The following is a 23,493-nucleotide window of genomic DNA, read 5'->3' on the forward strand; positions in this document are numbered from 1 at the left end:
GACTGCGGACCCGGCAGGCCTTGCTTATGCTCTTGGCGCGGCCACGCGAATTTGGCAGAAGGACCGCTGATTTCCCTACAGGATTTTCGTAATGACAGAACCGGTGGCAGCTGAGGTTGGGCGCGATTTCATTCGTGACATCATCCAGGCCGACCTCGATCAGGGCAAATATAAGGAGATCGTGACCCGGTTCCCGCCGGAGCCGAACGGCTACTTGCATATCGGCCACGCCAAGTCGATCGCACTCAACTTCGGCGTCGCCCAGGAGTTTCCGGGCCGCTGCCACCTGCGCTTCGACGACACCAACCCGGTCAAGGAAGAGCAGGAATATATCGATTCAATCCAGGCCGACGTGCGCTGGCTCGGCTTCGACTGGGGCAAGAACTTGTTCTTCGCCTCGGACTATTTCGACCGCCTGTACGAATGGGCGGAGCAGCTGATCCGCGACGGCCTCGCTTATGTCGACGACCAGACCCAGGAGGAGATCCGCCTCTCGCGCGGCACGTTGACCGAGCCCGGCAAGAATTCGCCGTTCCGCGAACGCTCCGTGGAGGAGAACCTCGACCTGTTCCGCCGCATGAAGGCGGGCGAATTCCCCAACGGCGCGCGCGTGCTGCGGGCCAAGATCGACATGGCCGCGGGCAACATCAATCTGCGCGACCCCGTGCTGTACCGCATCCTGCATGCGCACCATCCGCGCACCGGCAACGCATGGTGCATCTATCCGAGCTACGACTATGCCCACGGCCAGTCGGATGCCATCGAAGGCATCACGCATTCGATCTGCACGCTGGAGTTCGAGGACCACCGGCCGCTCTACGACTGGTTCATCGAGAAGCTGCCGGTGCCCTCACAGCCGCATCAGTACGAATTCGCGCGGCTGAACCTGACCTACACGCTATTGTCCAAGCGCGTGCTGACGCAGCTCGTCCGCGACGGCCATGTCGCGGGCTGGGACGATCCGCGCATGCCGACCATGGCGGGCATGCGCCGGCGCGGCGTGCCGCCGGCCGCGCTGCGCGAGTTCGTCAAGCGCATCGGCGTCGCCAAGGCCAACAGCGTCGTCGATGTCGGCATGCTGGAGTTCTGCATCCGCGAGGAGCTGAACCGCACGGCGCAGCGGCGCATGGCGGTCTTGAAGCCGCTCAAGGTGGTGATCGAGAATTATCCGGAAGGGCAGACCGAGGAGCTCGAGGCGATCAATCATCCCGACGATCCCTCGGCAGGCACGCGGAAGATCACGTTCGGCCGCGAGCTCTATATCGAGCAGGACGACTTCATGGAGAACCCGCCGAAGAAGTTCTTCCGCCTGTCGCCTGGCAACGAGGTGCGGCTGCGCTATGCCTATTTCGTCAAGTGCACCGGCGTGATTAAGAACGACAAGGGTGAGGTGGTGGAGCTGCGCTGCACCTATGATCCTGCGACCAAGGGCGGCAATGCGCCGGACGGCCGCAAGGTCAAGGCGACCATGCACTGGCTGCCGGCAGCGGCCTCCAAGCCGGCGGAGATCCGCATCTACAACCAGCTGTTCGCTAATCCGAGCCCGGATGCCTCAAACTTCGCGGCCGATCTCAACCCGAACTCGCTGGAGATCCTCGCCGATGCGCGGGTCGAGGCATCCGTTGCGGAGAGCAATTCGACCGAGCCGATGCAGTTCGAGCGTCAGGGCTATTTCGTGCGCGACAAGGACTCGACGCCCGGCAAGCCGGTGTTCTCGCGCACCATCGGCCTGCGCGACACGTTCGCGAAGGAAGTCGCCAAGGGTTGAGAAGGGCTGAGCAGGACATGAGCAGCGAAGCCGACGCCATCGTTTCCGCCATCATCGCGAAATGGTGCGCCGGCTTCGCGACGCTCGATGCAGCCGCGCTGTCGTCGCTCTATGCGAGGAACGCGTTCTTCTTCGGTTCGAACCCGAAGCTCTATCGCGGCCGAGATGGCGTCGCCGACTATTTCAACGGCCTGCCGCGCTGGGGGAGGCCGAGCGCGACCTTCTCCGACGTGCACGCCGCGCAGGCCGGCCCTGATCTGATCAACATGGCCGCGACCATCACGTTCGATCTCGCGGGCGAGCGGGATGATCTCGTCGTCAAGATGAGCTGGGTCATCATCCGCGAGGACGGCGACTGGAAGATCGTCAATCACCACGCCTCGTCGCAGGCGCCGCTGATCTGAGCAGGACTCTCTTCACCAGTTTGTCATTCCGGGATGGCCCGAAGGGCCAGGCCCGGAATCCATAACCCCAGTTCGTGGTTATGGATTCCGGGCTCGCGCCAAGTGGCGCGCCCCGGAATGACGGAAGGATACGAACCGGAGTTCTCTCCGAGGGTTGAGGTGACTCCAAAGGGCACCATCATTTCATCGACAAGGGCGTTGTTGCCGATGTCGAAGGACACAAGGTGAGGCTGTCTGCCAAGGCGGACGTCGCCGTGACGATGAAAGAGGAAAAGTAAGCCGGTCCACGCCTGTTCCTGATCTGTACCGCTATTCGCGCAGCCGCACGGTCCGGTAGCCTCTGCAGCCGTCGCGTATCGTAAGGTGCAGGGGAATGGCGGAGCCGGGCCGGCCAGGACGGTCCCAGGGAGTTGCCGGGACGTGGCCGGTCGGCCGCGCCGCCCCGGCCGGCGGCTTGGCGCCAGCGGGCCTCGGCATCTGGCCGGCGATCGTCGACACGCTGCGCCAATGGGCGCGGGCCGAGGCCGGGCCTGGCCGGTTGTTGCCGTGGGTGCCGGTCGCCTTCGGCGGCGGCATCGCGCTTTATTTCGCCGCCGATCATGAGCCGGTGCTGTGGGTGGTTGCCGCCACAGCCATCGCGCTGATGCTCGGCGCGTTGCTGCTGCGGCGAAGTCGGCTGTTTGCGCCTGCTATCATGCTCGCGGCGGTCGCGGCTGGTTTTGCCGTGGCGACCTGGAAGACCGCGCGTATCGCGCACACCGTTTTGGCAAAACCGCTCTATTCGGTGTCGCTGTCGGGCTTCGTGGAAGCGCGCGACATCCGCGAGCGCACCGATCGCTTCGTGCTGCGCGTCAGCGCGATAGAGGCGCAGCGCAGCGACGTCAAGCTCGAGCGCGTCCGCCTCTCGGTGCGCAAGGGCACGGCGCCGGAGGTCGGCAGCTTCGTGCAATTGAAGGCGCGGCTGATGCCGCCGATCTCACCGGTGCGCCCCGGCAGCTACGATTTCTCGCGCGACATGTTCTTCCAGGGCATCGGCGCCTCCGGCTTCGTGATGGGCGCGATCACGGCGTCCTCGCCGCCGGATGGCGGCGGCCTGCGGCTGCGCTATGCCGCCTTCATGCAGGGCCTGCGCGACGCGATCGATGCGCGCATCCGCGCAACGCTCGAAGGCGACAACCGCGCGATTGCGACGGCGCTGCTCACGGGGCGGCGCGATGCGATCACCGCGCCCGTGAACGATGCCATGTTCGTCTCGGGACTCGGCCATGTGCTGTCGATCTCCGGCTATCACATGGCGGTCGTCGCCGGCGTCGTCTTCTTCGCGGTGCGCGCGCTGCTGGCCTTGATCCCGGGGCTGGCGGCCGGCTTTGCCATCAAGAAGTGGTCGGCGGCGGCGGCGCTGGTCGCGGCCGCGTTTTACCTTCTGCTGTCGGGCGCGGAGGTCGCGACGCAAAGATCTTTCTTCATGACGGCGGTGGTGCTGATCGCCGTGATGGTCGACCGCCGCGCCATCACCTTCCGCACGCTGGCGGTGGCGGCGCTGATCGTGCTCGCGGTCGCGCCGGAGGCGTTGGTGCATCCGAGCTTCCAGATGTCGTTTGCGGCAACGCTCGGGCTGGTGGCGCTGGTGCAGATCGGCATGCCGAACCTGCTCGCCTCGCCCGATCATTCCGCAACGGCGCGGATCGCGTTGTGGGGCGGCCGCGAGATCGCGATGCTGTTCCTGGCCTCGCTGATCGCGGGGCTCGCGACCACGCCATACGCCGCCTTCCACTTCCATCGCGTGACGCCATACGGCGTGCTCGCCAATCTCGGCGCCATGCCGGTGGTCTCGGCGCTGGTGATGCCGGCCGGGCTGTTGGGGCTGCTCGCGGCGCCCTTCGGGCTCGACGGCGTGTTCTGGTGGTTGATGGGGATCGGCATCGAGTGGATGGTCCTGGTCGCGCGCTGGGTGGCGGCCCTGCCGGGCGCCGTCGGCCGCATTCCCGCCTTCGGGATCGCGCCGCTGATCGCGGCGAGCCTCGGGCTCATCGTGATGGGCCTGTTGCGCACGCCCTTGCGCTGGTCCGGCGCCCTGGTGCTGCTGGCAGCGATCCTCTGGGGACTGTCGGTACGGCAGCCGGATATCCTGATTGCCGGGGACGGCGCGAGCGTCGCGGTCCGGGGCGGGGATGGGCGCTTGCAGGTGATCCGCGCCAGCAAGGACAGCTTCCTGCTGAAGGAGTGGTTGGCTGCCGATGCCGATCCGCGCGATGCCGGTAACGCCTCGATGGCGAGCGGGGTGTCGTGTGACGAGTCCGGCTGCGTGGCGCCGCTCGCGGACGGACGACTGATCGCGTTGGCGACGCGCATCGACGCGCTGGCCGATGATTGCAGCCGCGCCGCGCTGGTGGTGACGGCGCGGCCCGCGCCGTCCGATTGCGCGGCGATGGTGGTCGATCGGGCGCGTCTTGCCAGTCAGGGCGCACTGGCTCTGACGCGAAGCGGAGAGGGTTTTTCGGTGCAGGCGGTGAGAGCGAGAGGGGCAAGCCGTCCCTGGCTGCCTGCCGGCGCCGGCGAGGGGGATTTCGACGGCAGCCTGGTGCCGAAGGCGGCCGTGCCCCGCAGCCGGGACGCAACGCCATCGGAGGCCGACTTGCAGGCCGACGATTGACGCGGATCACAAATACCAGGCCAGCACGGCGTCAAGCCTTCCGTTGCCGATGACCGGCAGGGCCACCATTCGGCTCAGCCCGGCTGCGCAGGCTTCGGAGCCGGCTATCGAGCCGTCACGGGTGAGATCGTCGTTGAGCGCGGGCATGCCGGCGGCCCAGGCGCCGCCGATGCTGCCTTCGCCCCTGGCGATGGACTGCGCCGCATAGCGTGCGGCGAGGTCGGTCTGTGCGCTGCAATCGCCGGCGCGAAAGACCAGCGCCGAACGGTCCTCGTTCGGGACCCAGATCTCGAAGCGTCGTGCAATCGGCGTTGCCTGCGCGGACAGGAATGTCAGAACCCAGGTCTGGTCGGTACCGGTTCCGTAGGGCACGCCGACGCCGAGATTGATCCCGACCTTGGCGGCGTCCTCCCAGCGCAAGAAGCTCTTGGCGTCGTGCAAGTCCTTGATGATCAGTGGCAGGCCCGCCTTCCAGGTGCGTCCGGGCAGGCCGAAGCCGCGCGGAAATCTGGTGTGGCGGGAGTTGAATTCGAACATGTCCGCGGTGCCGTAATAGCCATCGACGAGCCCCATCTCATGCGAGAGATCAGGATCGTTGTGCCAGAGTTCGATCGCGCCGACGTGCGCCTCGTCGTCGCCGCAGAACAGCACCAGCACGGCTTGCAGGAATTCGCCCGCGAACACCGGCACCGCCACGCCGCAGGTGAGGCCGGCCGCAGCGGCCTGATCGGTCCGCTTGAAATAGGAGTTGGCGAATTTCGTGAGGATGACGGGGTGGCCACAGGCCCAGGCCTTGCCTGGAAGTCCCTCGTCATATCCGAAGTGCAGCTCTTCGCTGACGGCCTTGAACGCGGACAGCCCTTCGTCGTAGAGGCCGCCGCCGAATTCCAGCCGCATGCGCGTCCGGTCGGGTACCCAGAGTTCAACGACGCGAATGAAGGTCTTCATCGAGCCTGTCCGCCGCCTCAAGCCACTGCAGCATCGGTCATTTGGCTGCGGAGCGAACGTTCAAAATTCAGGCAGGACGGCCCAAACTTCATGCGGCGACGAGGCGCGGCGGCGGGCTCGCCGATCGAATGTCCTGAAACAAAAACCCACCGGGCTCGCCGGCCTCGGCCGGCGACGGCAATTTCAATCCCGGGCTCGGCCTTTCGGCCGAAGGGCGTCAGCCGATCGGCAGGCGCGTGATCGTGGGCCGCGTGTCGGCGACGGTCTGCGGCTTGTGCTCGCGCTCGGGGGCCGGCTGCGTCACCGGCAATTGCAGCACGGTCGCGCGCTGGCCTTCGACGAGCTGCGTCACCAGCACATATTTGCCGTCGGGAAATTCGATCGCGTCATGATGGCGATCGGGAATGTGCGGGTCGATCTTGCCGAACTTGCCGACGCGAGAGTTCACGGTGCGCGTCCAGATCCAGCGGTTGTCGTAGCGGACGTCGTCGGCGAAAGCGAGCTCCGTTCCCGGCAGCAGACAGACCGCGACGGAGGGATCGGCTTCAGAAGCGAAGCCGCGCGTCGAGGTGCCGCGGAAGGTTGTCGTGACGATCGTCTCGCCGACTACGGCGGGGCGCGTCGCGACGGCATGCAAGCTGTAGTCACACATCGGGTGCTCCTCATGCTGGGATAGCGACCCGCGTCTCTTTCGAGGCGCAGGCCTCTATCAGAGTGGAAGCATACAACGCTCTGCTCGGTTATGGGCAAATCTGCGGCTCGCGTTCGCAGCACGCGATCACATTATCTTTCCCGGATTCGATAGGAACAAACCTCGCGTCCTTGCATTCGGCCGGAGCTATCAGCACTGCCGGCACAACTCTACCGGCGAAGCAGAAATGGCTGCGCGCCTGCGCGGGCGAATGTCGCGCGGGAAGATGGACCGGACAGCCGGCGCAGAACCAGAGAAACCGTCCAGCCGGAGCGGACAAGTATCCGCTCCGATCCTGGATCGCCGATGCCGATCGAAGCGCGCGCGGCGCTTGAGACTTCCGGTATCAGTACTTCCGGTAAAGCCCGATCAACTTGCCCTGGATCTTCACGCGGTTCGGCGGAAGAATGCGGACCTCGTAGGCGGCATTGGCGGGCTCGAGCGCGATCGAGGCGCCGCGGCGGCGGAAGCGCTTGAGCGTGGCCTCCTCGTCGTCGATCAATGCCACCACGATGTCGCCGGTATTTGCGGTCTCGTTGCGCTGGATCAGCGCCATGTCGCCGTCGAGGATGCCGGCCTCGACCATCGAATCGCCGCGCACTTCGAGCGCGTAGTGCTCGCCCGAGCCGAGCATGTCCGGCGGCACGCTGATGGTGTGGCTGCGGGTCTGCAGTGCCTCGATCGGCGTGCCGGCGGCGATGCGGCCCATCACGGGCACCGCGACCGGGCGCTCGCCCTCGTCCGCGGGCGGGCTGGAGCTCGCGCGCACCTTGCCGAGATTGCCCTCGATGACGCTCGGGGTGAAGCCGCGGCGATTGCCGGCGGCGGCCTGGAGCTCGGGCAGCTTGATCACCTCGATGGCACGGGCACGGTTGGGCAGGCGGCGAATGAAGCCGCGCTCCTCGAGCGCAGTGATCAGGCGATGGATGCCTGACTTCGAGCGCAGGTCGAGCGCATCCTTCATCTCGTCGAAGGACGGCGGCACGCCGCTTTCCTTCAGACGCTCGCTGATGAACCGCAGAAGCTCGTATTGTTTGCGCGTCAACATCTCGACCAAAGTCCCCCGGTTGATGTCGTTCGATTCCGAGACGATGAAGTCGGCAATAAGCCGCTACATCCTCGAAACAAATCATGAACGGACACTATATGTTCGATATGTGTTCCGCAACTGCTTAATTTATGGTGAACGCGGCCAAACTCGCGGAATGCGTGTGGCTGGGCGGCTCAGACGGGCAGCCGGAGCACCTCGCAAGGCGTCCCTGCCTCGGCCTTCGGCGCGAACGGTGCACGCACGAGAAGTACCTGTGCCGCAGCGAGATTCGCAAGCAGGGAGGAGTCCTGATGGCTGACGGGAAGGGCGACGCGCGTGCCGTCGTCGCGCACCTCCAGCCGCGCACGCAGATAATCCTCGCGCTGGTCGTTGGCGGCGAGATCGCGGCCCAGCACGGCGCGCTCGCGCTGATGATGAATCGCTGAACGGCCCGACAGGGCGCGAATCAAGGGCACCATGAACAGGAAGGCGCACACGTAGGACGACACGGGATTGCCGGGCAGGCCGATCACGCGCATCGCGCCTAGTCGACCGTGCATCATCGGCTTGCCGGGCCGAATCGCGATCTTCCAGAACGCCATCGCGATGCCTTCGCCCTTGAGCGCCTGCTGGACCAGGTCGTGGTCGCCGACCGACGCACCGCCGGTCGTGATCAGGATGTCGGCGCCGCTCTCGCGCGCGCTGCGGATGCCGGCGGACGTCGCCTCCAGCGTATCGGCGGCAATTCCGAGGTCGATGGTCTCGGCGCCCTCGCTGCGGGCGAGCGCATGCAGGGCATAGCCGTTGGAATAGACGATCTGGCCACGACCAGGCGTGGTGCCTGGCATCACGAGCTCGTCGCCGGTGGCGAGAACGGCAACCCTCGGGCGGCGGATGACGGCGAGATGCGGATGATTCATTCCGGCGGCAAGGGCGAGATCGCGCTCGGTGAGACGGATTCCCTTGCGCAGCAGCACGTCTCCTTCGCGGAAGTCGACGCCTGCAGGGCGGATGTGCCGGCCGAAAATGGCGGCTTCCTTGATCGTGACATGTTTGCCGTCGGCAGCCGTGTCCTCCTGGATCACGACGGCATCGGCGCCGTCGGGAACGACGCCGCCGGTGAAGATCCGCACGGCTTCGCCGGGGCCGACGCTTCCCGCGAACGGCCGGCCCGCCGCGACCTCACCGACGACGGTCAACCTCGAATCGTATGCCGCGTCCGCCGTGCGCACGGCATAGCCGTCCATCGCCGACATCGCCTCCGGCGGCTGCGTGCGCCGCGCCGCGACATCGCGGGCGAGCACACGATGGTAGGCCTCGTCGAGGCAAACCATCTGTTCAGCCAGCGGCTCGACGCCGGCCAACACCGCGGCAAGCGCGTCAGAAACCGGCATCAGGGCCACGGGCGAACTCCTGCTGAGCACATCAGTCAATGGGCGGCGAGAGTTCTAGCCGAGTGCAGGCGTGAGGCAAAGCAGCACGCGGGATGATTTATCCTGCGTGATCGCGGGGTGGAGGAGGTCGGCTCAACTCCGCCGCGGCATGATGCGGAAGGCGAGACAGACCGGAACGAGGATTGCCATGGCAAGGACGAGAATGACGAGCGCCACGGCCAGCATCGGTCAACGCTCCGTCGGATCGCCTGGACTGAAATCCGCGACGTCGGGCGCCTTGGGACCCTGATCTTTGTCGGGCAGCGGATCGGCCTGGGATTTCAGGTCGGCGGCCTTGCTGATCAGCTTGGCGGAGAGGTCAGAATCCGAGGTGGTTCTAGCGAATTCGAGCAGGAGAGAGGCTTGCTTGGTGAGATAGGTCTTGCCCAGCACGTCGATCAGTCCAATGTAGAAGTCCCAACGGACTCATGAGTCCGAAAGGTGGTATTCCGTTCCCGGAACTCTGTATAAAAATGCACAAAGTGATCAGGTTCCACAATTTCAGCAGTTTTTGTTCCGGCAAGTGAGCGCGCTCCGGGCTTTCCCGCGGCTCAGATCCCCAGTGCTTTCAATGCGTTCCCGACATCGCGCGGCGAGGTGACATGCACGGCGGTCAACCCCCGCGCCCGCGCTCCCTCGATGTTCTCGGCGAGGTCGTCGAAGAACACGATGCGCTCGGCCGGCACGCCGATCGCCGCCACGACATGGTCGAAGGCCTCGGCATCCGGTTTGCGCAGGCCGATGCTGGAGGACAGATACAGCTCGCGGAAATGGCCGAGCAGACCGGCATATTCCTTCGAGAAATAGTCGACGTGCGGCCGATTGGTGTTGGAGAAGGCATAGAGCGGCATCTGCTTCGCCGCCCGCGGCAGCAGCTCGGCGATATCAGGCATCTCGCCGGCGAAGATCGCGTTCCAGCCTTCCAGGAATTGCGCATCCGAGATGCCGATCCCGAGCGAGGACCGCAGCGAGGCGAAATAGTCCGCATCGCTGATCTTGCCCATCTCGTGCAACCGGTAGGCCTCGTCGCGCACATAGCGCGCGATGATGGCCTCGGGCTGGCAGCCGGCATGTCCCGCCCAGCAGGCGATCGCCTTGGAGAAGTCGATGTCGAGCACAACGCGCCCGAGGTCGAACAGCAGCGCATCCGCGCTGCCGGGAGAGAGCGATGTCATTGCGTCCTTCACTTCAGTATGGCGCGTCAGTAACGATAGGGCTCGTGATCGAACAGCGGGAACGCGCTGAACACGCTGGGCGCGTTGGTGGCGGTCGCCGGATGCAGGCAGGATTTATCGATCTCGGCGAATGAGGTGGCGCCCAGGAGGCCGAGGCAGCGCAGCACCTCGTCTTCGAGCAGCTCCAGCATCCGTGCGACGCCGGCTTCGCCGGCTGCCGCCAGCGCCCAGCATTGCAGCCGGCCGATGCCGACGAGGTCGGCGCCCGCCGCGATCGCCTTGACGATGTCGGTGCCGCGGCAAAAGCCGCCGTCGACCATGATCCTGGCGCGGCCCTTCACGGCGTCGACGATCTCCGGCAGCACGTGCATGGCGCCGCGGCCGTGGTCGAGCTGGCGTCCGCCATGGTTGGAGACGTAGATCCACTCGACGCCGTGATCGAGCGCGATCTGCGCATCCTCGGCCGTGGCGATACCCTTGAGGATCAGCGGAATTTTGAACGTATCCTTGATCATCTTCACGGTCCGCCACTCCAGGCCCTTCTGGAAATCGCCGCCGGTGGCGCGCAGGCGGCTCTCGCGAACGTAGCGCTTGGCGATGTCACGTTCACGACGGCTGTAATGGGCGGTGTCGACGGTCAGGCAGAAGGCGGCATAGGCGTTCTTCTCGGCCCGGCTGACGACATCGGCGACGAAAGCATCGTCGCCGCGGACATAGAGCTGATAGAGACGCAGTGCATCGGGGGCAGCCTCGGCGGTCGTCTCGAGGCCGGGCTCGGACACCGAGCTCAGCATGTGCGCGGCGCCGAACCTGCCTGCAGCGCGCGCGACGCTCGCCGCGCCATCCGGATCGAAGATCTCGAGTGCGCCGACGGGAGCCAGCACCACCGGCAGACGCAGCTTGCGGCCGAACTGCTCGACGCTGCCATCGATCCTGCGCACGTCGCGCAGCACGCGCGGGCGGAAGGCGATCTCGTCGAGCGCCATGCGATTGCGCCGCATCGTGGTCTCGGTCTCGGCGGCGCCGACGATGTAGTCCCAGGCATTCTGGTTGAGGTTGGCGCGCGCCTTCCGGATGAACTCGTGCAGGTTCTGGAACGGCTCGTCGCTGGCGCCGAGCTCGACGTTCCGTTCCGGCCGGATGCGGGGCGCTTCATTCATTGTTGTCCTCCCGAGAATTTGAAGTCTTGTCGCCATCGCCTATCGCGTCCGGCCCTCCAAAACCATCCTAAAATCGCATAGCTGCGAGGCGTGAGCGGCTCGGACCGGCGTCGTGTTGCTTCGAAACAGTTTCGGAACGTTGCCAAAAGTTTAGGCCAAGGCGAAGAGATTTCTTCGGTGTACCCGCCAGCGCGGCATCCCGGCCTTGAAGAAACCAGAATGGTATTGTGAGAGATGGACTGGATCGCCATTTGCATGGCGTTTCCCAGCCTCAAGAGAAACGCCAAGCAAAAGGCACCTTCATGCGGAAAACCCTGCTGTTCCCCCTGGGCGCGCTCACGGGAGCGTGCCTGACCCTTCTGGTAGCCAGCCCGCAGGGCGGCGTATGGGCAGCGCGGGCGGCAGTGAGTGCGAATGATGCTTATTCCCAGCTCAATCTGTTCGGCGCGGTGTTCGAGCGGGTCAAGGCCAGCTATGTCGAGAAGCCGGACAATGCCAAGCTGATCGAGGGGGCGATCACCGGCATGGTGACCTCGCTCGACCCGCATTCGCGCTACATGAACGCCAAGGCCTGGACCGAGATGCAGGAGACCACCTCCGGCGAGTTCGGCGGGCTCGGCATCGAGGTCACGATGGAGGATGGCCTCGTCAAGGTCGTCTCGCCGATCGACGACACGCCGGCTTCGAAGGCCGGCATCATGTCCGGCGACCTCATCGGCAAGATCGACGGCGAGGCCGTGCAGGGCATGACGCTCGAGCAGGCGGTCAACAAGATGAAGGGACCGGTCGACACCAAGACCAAGCTGACCATCATCCGCAAGGGCGCGGATGCGCCGCTCGAGGTTGCGATCACGCGCGAGATCATCCATGTGCGTCCGGTGCGCTTCCGCGTCGAGAACGGCGACATCGGCTATATCCGCATCACCTCGTTCAACGAGCAGACCGCCGACGGCCTGAAGAAGGCGATCGCCTCGGTCTCCAAGCAGGTCCCGCCGGAGAAGCTCGCCGGCTACGTGGTTGATCTGCGCAACAATCCGGGCGGCCTGCTCGACCAGGCCGTGTCGGTGTCGAGCGCCTTCCTGCAGCGCGGCGAGGTCGTTTCGACCCGCGGCCGCAGTCCGGAAGAAACCCAGCGCTTCACCGCCCATGGCGGCGACCTCACCAAAGGCAAGCCGATCGTGGTGCTGATCAACGGCGGCTCGGCCTCGGCCTCGGAGATCGTTGCCGGTGCACTGCACGACCACAAGCGCGCGACGTTGATCGGCACGCGATCGTTCGGCAAGGGCTCGGTGCAGACCATCATTCCGCTCGGCTCCGGCAATGGCGCGCTGGCGCTGACCACGGCACGCTACTACACGCCGTCGGGCCGCTCGATCCAGGCCCAGGGCATCGCGCCCGACATCGAGATCCTCCAGGACGTGCCGCCCGAGCTGAAGGGGCGGATGGACACCATGGCGGAATCCCAGATGCGCGGGCATCTGTCGGCCGACGGCACCGAGCAGACCGGATCGCAGTCCTACGTTCCGCCGGAAGAGAAGGACGATAAGGCTCTGCACGCAGCCTACGACTTCCTCCACGGCGTTACGGCAAATGCCGTCGCTGCCAAGCCAGCGACGAAGTCTGCAGTGCCGAACTAGATCTTACGACGTTTCGGATCATGTTTCGCCCGGGAGCGGAGGACCGCTTCCGGGCGATTTGGTTTGCAGCGCCGTTTCGGCCTAACCGACCTCGCGGCGGCGGCTCTCGCGGCTTTCGCGCCGGGCGAGCCGGCTGCGGTGCAGCGCGAACAGCTCCAGCATCTTGTCGGCGGGTTTGGCGGCGCTGAACAGATAGCCCTGCATCTCGGAGCATCCGAGCGTGCGCAGCAGACGCTGCTGCTCCTCGGTCTCGACGCCCTCGGCCGTCGTGGTCATGCGACGGGCGGCCGCCAGGTTGACGACGGCTTGAACGATGCTGGCGGAGCCGTCGGGACGGGCGATGTCCTCGACGAAGCAGCGGTCGATCTTGATCTTGTCGAACGGGAAGCGGTGCAGATAGCTCAGCGACGAGTAGCCGGTGCCGAAATCGTCGAGCGCGATGCGCACGCCGATGGCGCGGAGCTGGTGCAGGATGGCAAGCGCGGCATCGTCGTCGCGGATCAGGACCGCCTCGGTGATCTCGAGCTCGAGCCGGCTCGCCGGCAGGTTCGACGCGGCGAGCGCCGCCATGATCTTCAGCGCCAGCGTGCCGCTCTTGAACTGCACCGGCGAGACGTTGACGGCGAGGCGGATGTCGTCGGGCCAGCTTGCCGCGTCCCGGCACGCGGTCGCCAGCACCCATTCGCCGATCTCGTTGATCAGGCCGGTGTCTTCGGCGATCGGGATGAAATCCGCCGGCGAGACCCAGCCGCGCTCGGGATGGCGCCAGCGCACCAACGCCTCGCAGCCGGTGATGCGGTCGTCCTTCAGGCCGAGGCAGGGCTGGTAATACACCTCGAGCCCGCCTTCGCGGCCGCCTTGCGCGATGGCGTGGCGCAGGTCGCCCTCGAGGTCGCGGCGTTCGCGGACCTTGGCGTCCATGGCCGGCTCGAAGAAGCGGTAGGTGTGGCGTCCGGCGGACTTGGCCGCGTACATTGCCATGTCCGCATTCTTCAGGATCTGGTCGAGCGCCGTGCCGTGTTCCGGCGCGAGCGCGATGCCGATGCTGGCGTCGCTGGTGAGATGATGGCCCATGCAGTCGACCGGCGTGCGGATGGTTTCGAAGACACGCGCGACGAGCTCGTTGACCTGATCCAACGACGTCACCGCGCCTTGCACGATGGCGAATTCGTCGCCGCCGAGGCGCGCCACGAAGTCTGCCGGGCCGGCACAGCGGCGGAGGTTCGTCGCGATCGATTTCAACAGCTCGTCGCCGACGAGATGGCCGAGCGCGTCGTTGACGCCCTTGAACTCGTCGATGTCGATGTAATGCACCGCGGTCTGCTCGCCGTGGCGGGCCGCAGCCAGCTCCTGCCGCAGATGCTCGTGAAACATGGCGCGGTTGGGCAGGTCCGTCAGCGCGTCGTAGTGGGCGAGGTGGGTGATGCGCTCCTCGATGCGCCGGCGCTCCGTGATGTCCTCATGGGTCGCCACCCAGCCGCCATCCGCGAGCGGCTCGTTGAGGATGTGGATCGAACGGCCGTCGGCGGTATCGACCACCATGGAGTTGCGGAGATGGATGTCCTTCAGGACGCGCGCGACGTAGGCATCGACGTCGCCGGTAAACGAGCCGGTCGTTTTGCGATGGGCGATGATGTCCCGAAAGCTGCAGGCGGGCTTCACGATCTCGGCCGACAAGCCGTACATCTCGATGTAGCGCTGGTTGCAGACCACGAGCCGCTGCTCGGAATCGAACAGCAACAGGCCCTGCGTCATGTTGTTGACGGCGCGGTCGAGCCGCTGCTTCTCCAGCGTCAGCTGTTCGCGCGAAAGGCGGTGCTGCTCCAGCAGCTTGCGCACGACGGCAATCAGCACGCCTGCGATCGCGAGCGCGGAAGAGGCTGCGATCGAGATCAGAATGCCGATCTGCTCGCGCCAGTCCGCCAGGGCTGCTGCGCGCGTCGTGGTGGCCATCACCAGGATCGGGAAGTGGGGCAGGGCGCGGGAGGAGATCAGCCGGTCCTCGCCGTCGACCGGGCTGTTGAAGCGGCCGGCGAAATGATCGAGCCCGAACACCCTTTGATGCTCGAACGGTCCGGTCTTGAAGTTTCGCCCCATCAATTCGCCGGACTGCGGATAGCGGGCGAGCAGTGTGCCGTCGCGATGCAGCATCGAGATCGTCGCGCCTTCGCCGAGCACCACGGAGGCGAAGAACTTCTCGAAGTTGGCGGGCTCGATTCCGCGTCCGACCACACCGAGGAACTCGCCGCGTGGCCCGACGACCCTCCGGGCCACCAGAATGGTCCACGCACCGGAGACGCGGCTGTGCAGCGGCTCGATCAGGACATCAGGCGCATTGGGATCGTACTTGAAGGTGCGGAAGTAGGCACGATCGGCGACATTCACCTTGGGGGCCGGCCACGCCGTCGACGAATTGATCAGATTGCCTTCGGCATCGATGATGTTGACGCCGCCCATGTAGGGCAGCGCCTCGATCTTCGACCGCAGCCTCCGATGCACGTCCTCGCCCGAGAGGCGCTTGCGATAGTCCTCTCCGGTCGCAATTCCGGTGGTGCGGACGTGATCGACGAAATCCTTCTGGATGACGGCGAAGTCCTGCAATTGCTGGTCGAAATGATGAGCGAGCAGCAGTACGGTGTTTTCCAGCTCGCGGCCGGAATTGCGCAGCGCCCGCTCCCGGAAATTTTGCGCGATCAGGACCGAGCCTATGGCGATGGCCGCGATCAGCAGCGTGCCGCCAACCACCAGCCAGCGGATCGGACCGCTGCGCACGAAGACCTGGTCAAACAGACGATTGCCGAATTTCATCTTCATGCTGGATTCGTTGCCGCGCACACGTCAGGATCAATTCAGGACCCTGAGAACATCCGTTGGTTTACGGTGACGGTGTGGAAGTAAAGTTAGGAAGCGCGGTTAACGAGACGTGAATGCTCGCGCGCAAAAGCAATCCATGCGCGCGGCGCGAAACCGGCGTGCTTGCGCAAACCCGCGTCAGGCGCGGTAATGGCCGGATTTGCCGCCGAGCTTCTCGACCAGATGGATGCCCTCGATGCGCACGCCGCGCTCGACGGCCTTGATCATGTCGTAGATGGTGAGGCAGGCGACCGACACCGCCGTGAGCGCCTCCATCTCGACGCCGGTCGGTCCCGTCACCTTCACGCTGGCCCGTACCACGCAGCCCGGCAGCTTGGCGTCAGGCTCGATATCGACGATGACCTTTGACAGCGCGAGCGGATGACAGAGCGGGATCAGCTCCGAGGTGCGCTTGGCGGCCATGATGCCGGCGATGCGCGCGGTGCCGAGTACGTCGCCTTTCTTGGCGTTGCCGGACACGATCAGATCGAGCGTCGTCTTGGTCATGACGACGCGTCCCTCGGCGACCGCAAGCCGCTCCGTCGCGGGCTTGTCCGAGACGTCGACCATCCGCGCTTCGCCGGAGGCGCCGATATGGGTGAGGGCCGGGCCCGCCTCGGCTTTGGCCTGCTTCGCTTTGGCCAACCTCTTCGCTGGCTGGCGCGCCATGTCAGCGCGTGCCCGCCGCGCGCGCCGTCGCCTGGCGCGCGAGCAGCGAGCGCGTCGCCGCCGTGACGTCGGCCTGCCGCATCAGGCTCTCGCCGACCAGGAACGTCGCCATGCCGACGCGCTCCAGCCGGGCGAGGTCCTCGGGCGTGAAGATGCCGCTCTCGCCGACCATCAGCCGGTCCGAAGGGATCAGCGGCGCCAAGGCCTCGCTGGTCGCGAGTGTGGTTTCGAAGGTCCGAAGATTACGGTTGTTGACCCCGATCATCGGCGAGCGAAGTCTCAGCGCCCGGTCGAGCTCGGCGCGGTCATGGATCTCGATCAAGACGTCCATGCCGTAGGCGAGGGCGGCGTCTTCGAGGTCTCTTGCGGCGGCGTCATCGAGCGCCGCCATGATGATCAGGATGCAGTCGGCGCCGTGCGCGCGGGCCTCGACCACCTGATAGGGATCGAACAAGAAATCCTTGCGCAGAACGGGAAGCGAGGTTGCTTCGCGCGCGGCTATCATGAAGTCGAGATGGCCCTGGAACGAGGGCGTGTCGGTCAGCACCGACAGGCAGGCGGCGCCGCCGGCCTCATAGGCCCTGGCGAGTGCCGGCGGGTCGAAATCGGCGCGAATGAGTCCCTTGGAGGGCGAGGCCTTCTTGATCTCGGCAATCAGCGCGTAGCCGCCCTTGGCGTGCTTTGCCTTGATCGCGCGCAGGAAGCCGCGCGGCGCGGAGGCGGCCTTGGCCTGCGCCTCGACGGTGGAGAGCGGACGCGCTCGCTTCGCCGCCGCGATCTCCTCGCGCTTGTAGGTCTCGATCTTGGTCAGGATGTCGGACATGCGGGAGTTCAGCTCTTGGAGACCGTGACCAGGTGCTTCAGCTTCGCGTTGGCTGCGCCGCTGTCGATCGAGCGGACGCCGATCGCGACGCCCTCCTTGAGGTCCTTGGCACGGCCGGCCACGACCAGCGCGGCGGCGGCGTTGAGCAGCGCCACGTCGCGAAAGGGGCTCGGCTTGCCGTCGAGCACGCTCTGCAGCGCGATCGCGTTGGCATCGGCGTCGCCGCCTTTGAGCGCACCGGCCTCGCAACGCGAAAGGCCGGCTTCCTCCGGCGTCACCTCGAAATTCCGGATCTCGCCGTTGTGAAGCGCGGAGACGAAGGTCGGGCCGGTGAGTGTGATCTCGTCGAGGCCGTCGGAGCCGTGCACCACCCAGACGGAGTCGGAGCCGAGATTCTTCAGCACCTGCGCCAGCGGCTGCACCCATTGCCTGGAGAACACGCCGACCATCTGCCGCTTCACGCCGGCCGGATTCGACAGGGGACCGAGCAGATTGAAGATCGTGCGCGTGGCGAGCTCGACCCGGGTGGGGCCGACGTTCTTCATGGCGGGATGGTGGGCGGGGGCAAACATGAAGCCGATGCCGCATTCGCGCACGCAGCGGCCGACCTGCTCCGGCTTGAGATCGATCCTCACCCCGAGCGAGGCCAGCACGTCGGCAGCGCCCGAGCGCGACGACAGCGCGCGGTTGCCGTGCTTGGCTACGGGCACGCCGGCGCCCGCGACGATGAAGGACGCGCAAGTCGAGACGTTGACCGAGCCGGAGCCGTCGCCGCCGGTGCCGACGATGTCGACCGCCTCCGGCGGCGCCTGCACGGTCAGCATCTTCGCGCGCATCGCCGCGACCGCGCCGGTGATCTCGTCCACGGTCTCGCCGCGCACCCGCAGCGCCATCAAGAGCCCACCCATCTGCGAGGGCGTGGCCTCGCCGCTCATCATGGCATCGAAGGCGGAAGCGGCTTCGTCACGCGACAGGCTGGCGCCGGTCGCCACTTTTCCAATGATCGATTTCAGGTCGTCCATCGCGTGCTTTCAACTCACTGGTTCGCGCCGGTCACCTGCGCGAAGGCGGCCTGATTAATGGTGGTCCCGATGTCGGTTTCAAGCTTGTTGACGTAGGAAGCGACCTGCTCCTCGGTCTGGGCGCGGTCGAGGCTCTCCTTCAGCTTCTTGACCGCGTCGGAGGCAAAGTCGACCGCGGGATCGACGATGTCGGTGACGCGGAAGACGATCACCTCGCCGCCGCCGCTCACGGCCGTCTGTCCGATGCCGTCCTTGGCGGTGCGGAAGGCCGCCGCCACGACGGTGCCGGGCACGCCGGCGGGCGAGTCGTCGCGCTTGAAGCCCGTCGCGGTCTCGACCTTGGCGCCGACAGCGGCGGCCTCGTCGGCGAGCTTGCCGCCCGCTTCGAGCTTCTGCACCATCTCGGTCGCCTTGGCCTTCAGCTTGGCCGCGATCTGGTCCTGGCGCCAGCGCCCCTCGACCTGGTCGCGGACCTCGTCGAGATTGCGGTCGCGCGAGGGCGTGATGGCGAGCACGTCGTACCAGACATAGCCACCCTTGAACGAGATCGCGTCGTTGTCGACGCCGACGTCGGTGTTGAAGGCCTGCGACACCACGTCGAGGCCCTGCGGGATGTTGGCGATCGGCTGGCCGTTCGGGGCGCGGCCGGAGCGGTCGACGGCCTCGATGGTCACGGCGGTGAGGCCGAGCTTCTGCGCCGCATCGATCACGCTGGAGCCGCCGCCGCGCTCGTCTTCCATCTTGTCGCGGAGGTCGGCGACCTTGACGCGCGCACGCTCAGTCGCGATCTCGCGCTTGATGTCGCCGACAAGCTTGGTGTAGTCGGCCTCGGCGCCCGGCTCGATCTTGTCGACCCTGACGATTGCGACGCCGAGTCCGCTCTGGATCGGCTGGCTGATCTCGCCGGCAGGCAGCGCGAACGCGGCATCGCCGACGGCGGGCGTGAGCGAAGACTTGGTCACCAGTCCCAGGTCGACGTCGGAGGCGCTCAGCCCGCGTTCCTTGCCGATGTCCTCGAACGACGTCCCGCCGACGAGGCGCTCGCGAGCGGCTTGCGCTTCGGCAACGTTCGGAAACACGATCTGCTGGATCTGGCGCTTTTCCGGCGTGCCCAGCCGATCCTTGCGCTGCTCGAACGCCTTCCGGGCATCCTCGTCCGAGACCTCGGTCCATTTGCCGATCTCTTCCGGCGAGACCACGACGAAGGAGATCTTGCGATATTCGGGCGCGCGGAACTGGACCTTGTGATCCTCGAAATAGGCGGCAAGCGCCTCGGGCGAGGGCGGGTCGATCGGACCGGCCTGCGCGGCGTCGAGCCGGACGAATTCAATCGAGCGTTGTTCGTTCTGGTAGCGCGTCAGGACGTCGACCATGGCCTTCGGGGGCTCGAGGCCGGCGCCGACCGTGCCGGTGATCTGCCGGCGCAGCGATACCTTGCGCTGTTCGGCGACATAGCGCTGCTCGGTGTAGCCGAAATTGCGGATCAAGGCTTGGAAGCGATTGGGGTCGAAATTGCCGCCGATACCCTTGAAGTTGGGGTCGTTCATGATGAGCTGGCGGATCTGCTCGTCGGATTGGCCGAGGCCGAGCCGGCGCGCCTCTTCGTCAAGCGCGGCCTCGGCAATGGTCTGCTGCAGCACCTGGCGGTCAAGGCCGAACGCGCGCGCCTGGTCGGACGTCAACGGACGGCCGAACTGGCGGCTGATCTGTTGCAGGCGGTCGGTGTAGATCTGGCGGAACTCGTTGAGCGAGATCTCGGTGCTGCCGATCTTGGCGACCGTGGACTGGCCGAAGCCCTTGAAGATGTCGGCAATGCCCCAAATGCCGAAACTGATGATCAACACGCCCATCACCACGGCCATAATGATCTTGCCGAGCCAGTTCGATGAGGCCTTGCGTATTCCTCGGAGCATTTGGTCCAACTTGTTTGGTCAGGAGGGGAACGGAGCGCGTCTTAATGCAGATTCCGCAAAAGCGCGTCACCAAATTGATAGATCATCATAAAGTGGCGGCTTTCCCCCCGCAACCTCGCCCCGGGCGACCACTTGAAGCTGCGGCGAAAGGGCCTCTGGTCTCTGGAACTGCAGGAGCACCTCTGCTAGCGCATGAACAAACCTCATTCTGCTGGACATTGACATGACCGACGCCATCCGACCGCTGATCGCGGGCAATTGGAAAATGAACGGCCTGAAAGCCCAGGCTGCTGAATTCGACGCCATGCTCAACGGCGCGGCAGACGCGGCTGGCAAGGCCGACCTGCTGGTCTGCCCGCCGGCGACCCTGGTTGCGGCGTTCGCCGAGAAGGCGCGCGGCAAGAAGGTCGCGGTCGGGGCCCAGGACTGCCACCCCAAGGCCTCCGGCGCCCACACTGGCGATATCGCCGCCGAAATGCTCGCCGATGCAGGCGCGACCGCCATCATCGTCGGCCATTCCGAGCGCCGCGCCGACCACGGCGAGGGCGACGCGCTGATCCGGCAGAAGGCCGAGGCGGCCTGGCGCGCCGGGACCGTTGCGATCGTCTGCATTGGCGAAACGCAGGGCCAGCGCGACGCCGGCCAGACCTTGGACATCCTGCGCGGCCAGCTCGACGGCTCGCTGCCGGATGGATCGACGGCGGCCAATCTGGTCGTGGCCTATGAGCCGGTCTGGGCGATCGGCACCGGGCTGACCCCCACAGCCAAGGATGTCGAGCAGATTCATGGCTTTATCCGGGAACTCCTGACCATCAGGTTCAAGGCTGAGGGCGCGAAGATGCGAATCCTCTACGGCGGCTCGGTCAAGCCCTCGAACGCGGCCGAACTGATGGCGGTGAAGAACGTCAATGGGGCTCTGGTCGGCGGTGCCAGCCTGAAGGCGGCCGATTTCCTTGCGATCGCCAAGGGCTGCCCCTAGCTAAGTCCAAACCGCGGGACCGGGCCCGATCGGGGGTGGCATTGCCACCTCCGATCGTGTAACACCGCGCAACTTCAGGAAAACCCGCGAAGCGCGATCGGCCGCCGTCAGGCGCCGCCCGCTTGTGACGGAAGGATATCATGCAGACCGTTGTCATCGTCATCCACCTCATGATCGTCGCCGTCATGATCGGTGCCGTCCTGCTCCAGAAGTCGGAAGGCGGCGGCCTCGGCATGGGCGGCGGCGCGGGCTTCATGTCGAGCCGCGGCACGGCGAACCTTCTGACGCGGACCACCGCGATCTTGGCCGTCGGCTTCTTCCTCACCAGCCTGTTCCTGTCCTGGTATGCCGGTTACGACCGCAAGCCGTCGTCGATCATCGGCCAGCCCTCGCAGACCCAGCCGGCCGGCGGGTCGCCGATCGCGCCGCCGACCTCGGGCGGCATCTTGGATTCGCTGAAGAAGGCTGACGAGCAGCAGCAGGCACCGGCTCCGACCGGTCCTCAGGTGCCGCGCTCGCAATAAAGCAGGGGGGCCATGCAGGGCGGTGGCTACCGTCCTGCATCAACAATCCCCATCAAGGCACTGTCATCACTCTTCGTTTCGGCTCACCCACAGGCCCGCAAAATCTTTGGGGCGGAATACGAATCGCTTTGGCGAATCGTATTTAGGGGATTAGAGGTTAAGTCCCATGGCGCGGTACATATTCATCACCGGCGGCGTGGTTTCTTCGCTCGGCAAGGGTCTGGCTTCGGCGGCACTGGGTGCCCTGCTGCAGGCCCGAGGCTACAAGGTCCGCCTCCGCAAGCTCGACCCCTATCTCAACCTCGATCCCGGAACGATGTCGCCGTATCAGCACGGCGAAGTGTTCGTGACCGATGACGGCGCGGAGACCGATCTCGATCTCGGTCACTACGAGCGCTTCACCGGCCGTCCCGCGACCAAGGCCGACAACATCACGACCGGGCGCATCTACCAGGACATCATCTCCAAGGAGCGCCGCGGCGATTATCTCGGCGCGACCATCCAGGTGGTTCCGCACGTCACCAACGCCATCAAGGAATTCGTCCTAGACGGCAACGACGATTACGACTTCGTGCTGGTCGAGATCGGCGGCACCGTGGGCGACATCGAGGGCCTGCCGTTCTTCGAGGCGATCCGCCAGCTCAAGAACGAGCTGCCGCGCGATCACGCCGTCTACATCCATCTGACGCTGCTGCCCTATATTCCCAGCGCCGGCGAATTGAAGACGAAGCCGACGCAGCACTCCGTGAAGGAACTGCGCTCGATCGGCATCCAGCCGGACATCCTGCTCTGCCGCACCGATCGCGAGATCCCGAAGGAAGAGCGGCGCAAGCTCGGGCTGTTCTGCAACGTGCGCGAAAGCGCCGTGATCGAGGCGCGCGACGTCGACAACATCTACGCGGTGCCCGAGGCCTATCACAATGCGGGCCTCGACGATGAGGTGCTCGCCGCCTTCGGCATCGGCTCGCGGATTCCGCCGGAGCTGCGCAGCTGGCAGCAGATCAACGAGCGCATCCGCAACCCCGAGGGCAACGTCACCATCGCCATCGTCGGCAAGTACACCGGCATGAAGGATGCGTACAAATCGCTGATCGAGGCGCTCTCGCATGGCGGCATCGCCAACAAGGTGAAGGTCAATCTCGACTGGATCGAGAGCGAGATCTTCGAGAAGGAGGATCCGGCGCCGTTCCTCGAGCACGTCAACGGCATCCTGGTGCCCGGCGGCTTCGGCCAGCGCGGCGCCGAAGGCAAGATCAAGGCGGCGCAGTTCGCGCGCGAGCGCGACGTGCCGTATTTCGGCATCTGCTTCGGCATGCAGATGGCGGTGATCGAGGCCGCGCGAAACCTCGTCGGCATCGAGGACGCCAACTCCACCGAGTTCGGCCCGACCAAGGAGCCGCTGGTCGGCCTGATGACGGAGTGGCTGCGCGGCAACGAGCTGGAGAAGCGCTCGCAGGCCGGCGACCTCGGCGGCACGATGCGGCTTGGCGCCTATCCGGCAACGCTCAACCGCGGCAGCCGCGTCTCGCAGGTCTATGGCGGTGCAACCGAAATCTCCGAGCGTCACCGCCATCGCTACGAGGTCAACACTGCCTACAAGGACCGCCTCGAGCAGCACGGCCTGAAGTTCTCAGGCCTCTCGCCCGACGGCGTGCTGCCTGAAATCGTCGAGTACGAGGACCACCCCTGGTTCATCGGCGTCCAGTTCCACCCCGAACTGAAGTCGCGCCCCTTCGAGCCGCATCCGCTGTTCGCTTCGTTCATCGAGGCAGCGGCGAAGCAGAGCCGGCTGGTGTAGCCGGCTCGGTCTG

At 65.8% G+C, this 23,493-nt stretch carries 19 protein-coding genes and 1 pseudogene; 8 read left to right on the plus strand and 12 right to left on the minus strand.

The features are described from left to right. Positions 1-91 precede the first annotated feature (91 nt). The 4 genes and pseudogenes from ACM43_RS01860 to ACM43_RS01875 all read left to right on the plus strand — a co-directional run bounded on the left by ACM43_RS01860 (position 92) and on the right by ACM43_RS01875 (position 4,825). Positions 92-1,768, plus strand: a complete 1,677-nt coding sequence (locus ACM43_RS01860) for a glutamine--tRNA ligase/YqeY domain fusion protein (protein WP_271537714.1) — start codon at positions 92-94, stop codon at positions 1,766-1,768. A 17-nt stretch (positions 1,769-1,785) separates the two neighbouring features. Beyond that, positions 1,786-2,172, plus strand: a complete 387-nt coding sequence (locus ACM43_RS01865) for a nuclear transport factor 2 family protein (RefSeq protein WP_157283616.1) — start codon at positions 1,786-1,788, stop codon at positions 2,170-2,172. Positions 2,173-2,330: 158 nt separating this feature from the next. Then, positions 2,331-2,450 (plus strand): annotated as a pseudogene (locus tag ACM43_RS01870) (DUF2171 domain-containing protein); the annotation flags it as partial. Between the two features lie 95 nt (positions 2,451-2,545). After that, positions 2,546-4,825, plus strand: coding sequence for a ComEC/Rec2 family competence protein (locus tag ACM43_RS01875; protein ID WP_271537719.1), 2,280 nt, complete (start codon positions 2,546-2,548; stop codon positions 4,823-4,825). Positions 4,826-4,831: 6 nt separating this feature from the next. Here ACM43_RS01875 and ACM43_RS01880 read toward each other — a convergent pair whose 3' ends face one another. From ACM43_RS01880 to ACM43_RS01910, 7 genes are all read right to left on the minus strand, one after another. Next, positions 4,832-5,773: a GAF domain-containing protein gene (locus tag ACM43_RS01880; RefSeq protein WP_271537721.1), complete on the minus strand. Its 942-nt coding sequence runs from the start codon at positions 5,771-5,773 to the stop codon at positions 4,832-4,834. Positions 5,774-5,990: 217 nt separating this feature from the next. After that, positions 5,991-6,425, minus strand: coding sequence for a hypothetical protein (locus ACM43_RS01885; RefSeq protein ID WP_271537723.1), 435 nt, complete (start codon positions 6,423-6,425; stop codon positions 5,991-5,993). A gap of 385 nt (positions 6,426-6,810) precedes the next feature. Next, positions 6,811-7,512: a transcriptional repressor LexA gene (gene lexA, locus ACM43_RS01890; RefSeq protein WP_036009965.1), complete on the minus strand. Its 702-nt coding sequence runs from the start codon at positions 7,510-7,512 to the stop codon at positions 6,811-6,813. 176 nt (positions 7,513-7,688) lie between these two features. Continuing rightward, entirely contained in the window at positions 7,689-8,897 is a 1,209-nt protein-coding gene (locus ACM43_RS01895; RefSeq protein WP_271537726.1) for a molybdopterin molybdotransferase MoeA, read from the minus strand. Positions 8,898-9,116: 219 nt separating this feature from the next. Beyond that, a complete protein-coding gene (locus tag ACM43_RS01900; protein WP_128265692.1) occupies positions 9,117-9,320 on the minus strand; it encodes a hypothetical protein in 204 nt (67 codons plus the stop codon). A 158-nt stretch (positions 9,321-9,478) separates the two neighbouring features. Continuing rightward, positions 9,479-10,102, minus strand: a complete 624-nt coding sequence (locus tag ACM43_RS01905; RefSeq protein WP_036025208.1) for an HAD family hydrolase — start codon at positions 10,100-10,102, stop codon at positions 9,479-9,481. 26 nt (positions 10,103-10,128) lie between these two features. Continuing rightward, positions 10,129-11,262: an alpha-hydroxy acid oxidase gene (locus ACM43_RS01910; protein WP_271537729.1), complete on the minus strand. Its 1,134-nt coding sequence runs from the start codon at positions 11,260-11,262 to the stop codon at positions 10,129-10,131. A 302-nt stretch (positions 11,263-11,564) separates the two neighbouring features. Here ACM43_RS01910 and ACM43_RS01915 point away from each other — a divergent pair, with 302 nt between their 5' ends. Continuing rightward, complete coding sequence (locus ACM43_RS01915; protein ID WP_271537732.1) at positions 11,565-12,899, plus strand: S41 family peptidase; 1,335 nt, start codon at positions 11,565-11,567, stop codon at positions 12,897-12,899. Between the two features lie 81 nt (positions 12,900-12,980). Here the strand turns inward: ACM43_RS01915 and ACM43_RS01920 are convergent, their stop codons facing one another. The 5 genes from ACM43_RS01920 to ACM43_RS01940 all read right to left on the minus strand — a co-directional run bounded on the left by ACM43_RS01920 (position 12,981) and on the right by ACM43_RS01940 (position 20,179). Beyond that, on the minus strand, positions 12,981-15,713 hold the full coding sequence (locus ACM43_RS01920; RefSeq protein WP_271537734.1) for a bifunctional diguanylate cyclase/phosphodiesterase: 2,733 nt from the start codon (positions 15,711-15,713) through the stop codon (positions 12,981-12,983). Between the two features lie 177 nt (positions 15,714-15,890). After that, positions 15,891-16,421: a cyclic pyranopterin monophosphate synthase MoaC gene (moaC, locus tag ACM43_RS01925; protein WP_271537736.1), complete on the minus strand. Its 531-nt coding sequence runs from the start codon at positions 16,419-16,421 to the stop codon at positions 15,891-15,893. A gap of 1 nt (position 16,422) precedes the next feature. Next, positions 16,423-17,244: an indole-3-glycerol phosphate synthase TrpC gene (gene trpC, locus ACM43_RS01930; RefSeq protein ID WP_271537738.1), complete on the minus strand. Its 822-nt coding sequence runs from the start codon at positions 17,242-17,244 to the stop codon at positions 16,423-16,425. Positions 17,245-17,252: 8 nt separating this feature from the next. After that, a complete protein-coding gene (gene trpD / locus ACM43_RS01935) occupies positions 17,253-18,266 on the minus strand; it encodes an anthranilate phosphoribosyltransferase (RefSeq protein ID WP_271537740.1) in 1,014 nt (337 codons plus the stop codon). Between the two features lie 14 nt (positions 18,267-18,280). Then, the gene (locus ACM43_RS01940) at positions 18,281-20,179 is read right to left on the minus strand and encodes a SurA N-terminal domain-containing protein (protein WP_271537742.1); all 1,899 of its coding nucleotides are present in this window, start codon (positions 20,177-20,179) and stop codon (positions 18,281-18,283) included. Between the two features lie 223 nt (positions 20,180-20,402). On the opposite strand from ACM43_RS01940, the gene tpiA reads away from it, so the two are divergent. From tpiA to ACM43_RS01955, 3 genes are all read left to right on the plus strand, one after another. Continuing rightward, positions 20,403-21,158, plus strand: a complete 756-nt coding sequence (gene tpiA, locus ACM43_RS01945) for a triose-phosphate isomerase (RefSeq protein ID WP_271537744.1) — start codon at positions 20,403-20,405, stop codon at positions 21,156-21,158. Between the two features lie 140 nt (positions 21,159-21,298). Beyond that, positions 21,299-21,682, plus strand: a complete 384-nt coding sequence (secG, locus tag ACM43_RS01950; RefSeq protein ID WP_036009912.1) for a preprotein translocase subunit SecG — start codon at positions 21,299-21,301, stop codon at positions 21,680-21,682. 166 nt (positions 21,683-21,848) lie between these two features. Continuing rightward, the gene (locus ACM43_RS01955; RefSeq protein WP_157283627.1) at positions 21,849-23,480 is read left to right on the plus strand and encodes a CTP synthase; all 1,632 of its coding nucleotides are present in this window, start codon (positions 21,849-21,851) and stop codon (positions 23,478-23,480) included. Positions 23,481-23,493: the final 13 nt, after the last annotated feature.

Origin of the sequence: Bradyrhizobium sp. CCBAU 45321, assembly GCF_028128975.1 — a bacterium.
Lineage (GTDB): Bacteria > Pseudomonadota > Alphaproteobacteria > Rhizobiales > Xanthobacteraceae > Bradyrhizobium > Bradyrhizobium yuanmingense.